The sequence below is a fragment of the Mesorhizobium sp. M7A.F.Ca.CA.004.04.2.1 genome, assembly GCF_004022825.1.
Lineage (GTDB): Bacteria > Pseudomonadota > Alphaproteobacteria > Rhizobiales > Rhizobiaceae > Mesorhizobium.
Genome location: NZ_RZPH01000462.1, coordinates 1 through 4,516, shown reverse-complemented (window position 1 = coordinate 4,516; position 4,516 = coordinate 1). Strand labels below are relative to the sequence as shown.

The following is a 4,516-nucleotide window of genomic DNA, read 5'->3' as shown; positions in this document are numbered from 1 at the left end:
TCGCCACCCAGGCGCGCGAAGTGTTCGACGTTTCGGGCGCCGGCGACACGGTGATCGCGAGCTTCGCGCTGGCGCTGGCCGTGGGCGCCGATACGGTCATGGCCGCTTCGATCGCCAATGCCGCTGGTGGCGTCGTGGTGGGAAAACGCGGCACCGCGCGGCTGACGGTCGAGGAACTCACCGGCGCGCTGTTCCGTTCGCATGGGCCGACGGCCCACAAGGACGCCATCCTCGACGCCACGTCGGCCGCGCGCATGGTGGCGGCGTGGAAGGAAGAGGGCCTGAGCGTCGGCTTCACCAATGGCTGCTTCGACATCCTGCATGCCGGCCATGTCAGCTTGCTGCACGCGGCGCGCAGCCAATGCGACCGGCTGGTGCTCGGCCTCAACAGCGATGCTTCGGTGCGGCGACTGAAGGGCGCCGGGCGCCCGGTCAACGACCAGCACGACCGCGCCTGCGTGCTGGCAGCACTTGCCTCGGTCGATGCGGTCGTGGTTTTCGAGGAAGATACGCCGCTGGCGCTGATCGAAGCGCTGCTGCCCGACATACTGGTCAAGGGGGCCGATTACACGGTCGACACCGTGGTCGGCGCCGATGTGGTGCAGAAGGCCGGCGGACGCGTCGTGCTGGTCGATCTGGTCGCCGGAAAAAGCACCACCAACACCATTGGCAAATTGCGCGCCGGCGGCACCACAAACTGAGGGTTTCATGTCCGAGTTGAACGATTACCTTGTCCGCTCCGTGGCTGCCATATCAGCCATGGTCGAACGGGACCTGACCGGTGAGATGGAGCGGGCAGCGAGCGCCGTGGTGACTGCGCTTTCGTCGGGGAAAGCTTTGCTCATCGCCGGCAATGGCGGCTCGGCCAGCGACGCCATCCACATTGCCGGCGAACTGGTCGGCCGCTTTCTCAAGGAGCGCAAGGCCTACAATGTCATCGCGCTGCCGGCCAATGCAGCGGTGCTGACCGCCTGGGGCAACGACTATGGATTCGACACGGTGTTTTCGCGCCAGGTCGAGGCGCATGGCGCTGCCGGCGGCGTGCTCCTGGCGATCTCGACCAGCGGCAATTCGCCGAGCATCCTTGCCGCCGCCGAACAGGCGCGGAGGATGGATATGACGGTGATCGGCATGACCGGCGACACCGGCGGCAAGCTGAAGCCTCTGTCCGATATCCTGCTCAACGTGCCGTCGACCTCGACGCCGATCATCCAGCAGGGGCATCTGTGCCTTTACCATCATCTGTGCGAGGTGGTCGAAGCGCGCCTCAGCAATGGCTGATCCCACGACCTCTGGCCGCTTTCCGCTGGCGGAGCCGGGCCTATGGGTCGAGCGGGTCGGCTCAAGGGTGTTCGCCGCCGGCTCGCCGGCGCTGTTCCTCGATCGCGACGGCACCGTCAATGTCGATACCGGCTATCCGGATGATCCTGCCGAAATGGTGCTGCGCGCGGACATAGCCGCGGTGATAGCCGCCGCCAACCGGGCTGGCATTCCGGTCATCATCGTCACCAACCAGTCGGGCATCGCGCGTGGCTATTTCGGCTGGGGCGATTTCGCCGCCGTCAATGGCCGCGTGCTCGAGCTGCTGCGCGTCGACAATGCGTTCGTCGATATGGTCGTCGCCTGCGCCTATCACGAAGCTGGCTCCGGTGTGCTTGCGGTTGCCGATCATCCGATGCGCAAGCCCAATCCGGGCATGCTGCTGGAGGCGGCCGGGCGCCTCGGGCTCGATCTGCGGCGTTCGCTGATCGTCGGCGACAAGGAGGCCGACATGGAGGCGGGACAACGCGCCGGCCTCGCGCAGGGCTGGCTGGTAGATGGACAAGCAGCTGTCCGATCGGGCTTCACAATTCGGCCTTGGTGCGAGCGCGCGGATTTCGACGGCCTGCTCGCCGCAATAGCTGCGCTTGGCACCGCCTCGGGCGCGCCGTGACGGCTTACATCCGATCTTTGTCTCGCCAGGCTTCATAAAGCTTGGCCTCTGTCGCGAACGAATACAGCATCACCAGCATCGAATAGACGAACCCGTGCCGGCCGCACAGGAAGTAGCGCTTGGCCAGGTAGAACTTCAGAAAGTTGCCGAGCGGCGACAGCACCAGTCTTATCAGGCCGGGCTTCTTGGCTCGTTCGACAAGCGTGGCAACCTTGAGGCTGGAGTAGGTGTTGGCCCTTGCCAGATCCTCGGCAATAGTCATTTCGCGGCGATGCAGCAGCACGCCATTTTCTATCGTGCCGGTTTCGCCTGGCACCTCGAACGACTCATGGACCCGCAGATTGAGGTCCATCGTGGCCTTGTCGCGGCGGAAAAGACGCAGCAGCCTGTTGTGAAGCACCCAGCGGTGCGCATAGCCATAGCCCTTCAGCTTGTCGCGGCGTCTGATGTACCATCCGTCGAAGGCGTCATTCCCAAGCTGGGTCACATTCGTGATTGACTGCCTGAGCACGTCGTCGATGGCCTCGTCGGCTTCAATCGAAAGGCACCATGGTTGCGTGGCCTGATCGAGCGCGAATTGCCGCTGACGAGGAAAGCCCGGCCAATCGTTGTGAAACAGCCTTATCGGGTAGCCTTTGGCGATGTACCCGTTGACGACGTCCAGAGTGCTGTCCGTCGAGCCCGAATCGACGACGATGATCTCGGCGCAGAAATCGACGCTTTCCAGGCACTCGCCGATCATGTCGGCCTCGTTCATGCAGATGACCAGCGCCGAAACCGGGCTAGAAAATCGAGTCATCGTCCCACCCCACGGCACACTGTTCTCGGAATTGGGCTGCCCTGCGCCCCTGTTTACGCAATCCCGAAAGCGCTATGCGCTTTACCCGGGAAAACCGTTACATACTTTTTCTGGAATTGCTCTAGGAAACCAACAAGACGGCTACGGCAGAAATTCCGGCTTCACAGGAGAGCTATCGAACGCCAAAGCGGCGCTGATATGGCGAGGCCTTCAAGCGACATCGGCGAAAGCTCGTTGCGGTTCAGCCGGCTCAAGGCTGTGCGAACGAGACCAGCCCTTCGTCCTTGACCCGGCGGATGGTGAGCGCTGTGCGCACCGTGTCGACATTCGGGGTCGAGGTCAGTTCCTCGATGACGAAGCTCTGGAAGGCGCCAAGGTCGCTCGCCACGCAATGCAGCAGGAAATCGGATTCGCCCGACACCATCCAGGCGTCGCGTACGATCGGCCAGCCGCGGGTGCGCTCGGCAAAGATGCGCAGTTCGGCATCGGCCTGATGATGCAGGCCGACCAGGCAGAAGGCAACGACATCGAGGCCGAGCGCTGGTGCATTGAGCAAGGCACGGTAGCCACGGATGATGCCGGCTTCCTCCAGGCGCTTGACGCGGCGCAGGCATGGCGGCGCCGAAATGCCGACGCGGTTCGACAGTTCGACATTGGTCATGCGGCCGTCGCCCTGCAATTCGCGCAGGATCTTCCAGTCGATGGCGTCGAGGTCGGCCTTGAGCGGCATGGGGGCTCTCGATCATGAGGGGCAATACGCAAGAATCTTGCGTGATTTTGTAATTAAACGACTTCGCTGTCCATTCCATCCTTCGCCCGGAATATTTCGCGGGATCAGCGGCCGACAGGTGCGACAAAGCTTTCCGGGGACGAACACCAACTTGCCTTGCTGGCGTCGTGGGCAACACTTACATTACGCGCGACAATGATCGAGTTTTCCATGCCGCAATTGCCGGCAGCCCTCCGCAGAGGCTTTAGATGACCACCAAGCACGCGCCCGTTCTCATCATCGGTTCCGGCCCGGCCGGCTATACGGCGGCGGTCTATGCCGCCCGCGCCATGCTGAAGCCGATGCTGGTCGCCGGCCTGCAGCAGGGCGGGCAGTTGATGATCACCACCGATGTCGAGAATTATCCCGGCTTCGCCGACCCGATCCAAGGTCCGTGGCTGATGGAGCAGATGCTGAAACAGGCCGAGCATGTCGGCACCGACATCATCAACGACATCATCACCGAGGTCGACCTCAACGTGCGACCGTTCCGCGCCAAGGGCGATTCCGGCACGACCTATACCGCCGACGCGCTGATCATCGCCACCGGCGCGCAAGCGAAATGGCTGGGCATCCCGACCGAGCAGGACTTCATGGGTTTTGGAGTCTCGGCCTGCGCCACCTGCGACGGTTTCTTCTACAGGGGCAAGGATGTCGCGGTGGTCGGTGGCGGCAATTCCGCGGTGGAAGAGGCGCTCTATCTGTCCAATCTCGCCAGGAGCGTGACGGTCATCCACAGGCGCAGCGATTTTCGCGCTGAACGTATTCTGCGCGAGCGGCTTCTGAAGAAGGACAATGTCCGCGTCATCTGGGACACGATCGTCGATGAGATCACCGGCCGGCCCGGCAAGACGCCGCTGCCGCCCTCGGTCGAGGGGCTGAAGCTAAAGCATGCGGTGACCGGCGAGGTGTCGCACCTCAAGATCGACGGCGTGTTCGTGGCCATCGGCCATGCGCCGGCGGTTGAACTGTTCGCCGGCAAGCTCAAGCAGAAGCCGAACGGCTATCTGTGGAC

Annotated in this window: 6 protein-coding genes; 4 read left to right on the top strand and 2 right to left on the bottom strand. The window is 63.1% G+C overall.

Features of this window, described 5'->3' with window-relative positions; genetic code table 11:
• The 3 genes from rfaE2 to EN893_RS20040 all read left to right on the top strand — a co-directional run.
• A partial coding sequence (gene rfaE2 / locus EN893_RS20050) for a D-glycero-beta-D-manno-heptose 1-phosphate adenylyltransferase (protein WP_128361723.1) occupies window positions 1–701 on the top strand: 701 nt, incomplete at its 5' end.
• Between the two features lie 7 nt (window positions 702–708).
• The gene (locus EN893_RS20045; protein ID WP_127270425.1) at window positions 709–1,281 is read left to right on the top strand and encodes an SIS domain-containing protein; all 573 of its coding nucleotides are present in this window, start codon (window positions 709–711) and stop codon (window positions 1,279–1,281) included.
• Window positions 1,274–1,933, top strand: coding sequence for an HAD-IIIA family hydrolase (locus EN893_RS20040; protein WP_127267434.1), 660 nt, complete (start codon window positions 1,274–1,276; stop codon window positions 1,931–1,933). Before EN893_RS20045 ends, EN893_RS20040 begins: the two co-directional genes overlap by 8 nt.
• Before the next feature lie 4 nt (window positions 1,934–1,937).
• Here the strand turns inward: EN893_RS20040 and EN893_RS20035 are convergent, their stop codons facing one another.
• Together EN893_RS20035 and EN893_RS20030 are read right to left on the bottom strand one after the other, a co-directional pair.
• Window positions 1,938–2,732, bottom strand: a complete 795-nt coding sequence (locus EN893_RS20035; protein ID WP_127267435.1) for a glycosyltransferase family 2 protein — start codon at window positions 2,730–2,732, stop codon at window positions 1,938–1,940.
• A 250-nt stretch (window positions 2,733–2,982) separates the two neighbouring features.
• A complete protein-coding gene (locus EN893_RS20030; RefSeq protein ID WP_013530077.1) occupies window positions 2,983–3,462 on the bottom strand; it encodes an Lrp/AsnC family transcriptional regulator in 480 nt (159 codons plus the stop codon).
• Between the two features lie 248 nt (window positions 3,463–3,710).
• Between EN893_RS20030 and EN893_RS20025 the strand changes: the two genes are divergently transcribed.
• Window positions 3,711–4,516, top strand: an 806-nt coding sequence (locus EN893_RS20025) for an FAD-dependent oxidoreductase (protein WP_127387365.1), incomplete at its 3' end; no start/stop codon positions are given.

Coding starts and splice junctions, on each gene's coding strand:
- EN893_RS20035 (WP_127267435.1), bottom strand. CDS start 2,732: ATGACTCGATTTTCTAGCCCGGTTTCGGCGCTGGTCATCTGCATGAAC.
- EN893_RS20040 (WP_127267434.1), top strand. CDS start 1,274: ATGGCTGATCCCACGACCTCTGGCCGCTTTCCGCTGGCGGAGCCGGGC.
- EN893_RS20045 (WP_127270425.1), top strand. CDS start 709: ATGTCCGAGTTGAACGATTACCTTGTCCGCTCCGTGGCTGCCATATCA.
- EN893_RS20030 (WP_013530077.1), bottom strand. CDS start 3,462: ATGCCGCTCAAGGCCGACCTCGACGCCATCGACTGGAAGATCCTGCGC.